Genomic DNA, 339 nt, shown 5'->3' with positions numbered 1-339 from the left:
CATTAATTCTTTGGTCTCGCTCTCGATCATGCCTGCAGCCGGCTCATCAAGCAAGAGCAGCTTCGGTTGAGTGGCGAGAGCCCTGGCAATCTCCAAACGGCGCTGTTGACCGTAGGCAAGCGTATCTGATCGAACATCAGCTACGTGTGTAAGACCAACGAAGTCTAGCAACTCTTCCGCTTTCGATTGCACATCGCGCTCTTCTGACCGCTGACCTGGAGTGCGCAACAGCGATGCCCAGAAACCTGATTTGGTCCGAATATGGCTGCCGACCTTCACGTTATCCTGTGCCGTCATATGACCAAAAAGGCGAATGTTTTGAAAGGTGCGGGCAATTCC

The 339-nt window shown here is 52.8% G+C and carries 1 protein-coding gene; it reads right to left on the bottom strand.

The window, feature by feature from the left end:
- A partial coding sequence (locus MXD62_RS10625; RefSeq protein ID WP_248829147.1) for an ATP-binding cassette domain-containing protein occupies positions 1-339 on the bottom strand: 339 nt, incomplete at both ends.

Origin of the sequence: Frankia sp. Mgl5, assembly GCF_023242985.1 — a bacterium.
Classification (GTDB): Bacteria; Actinomycetota; Actinomycetes; order Frankiales; family Frankiaceae; genus Parafrankia; species Parafrankia soli.
Note: the sequence above shows the minus strand (reverse complement) of the source record. Positions and strands in the feature narration are given on the sequence as shown.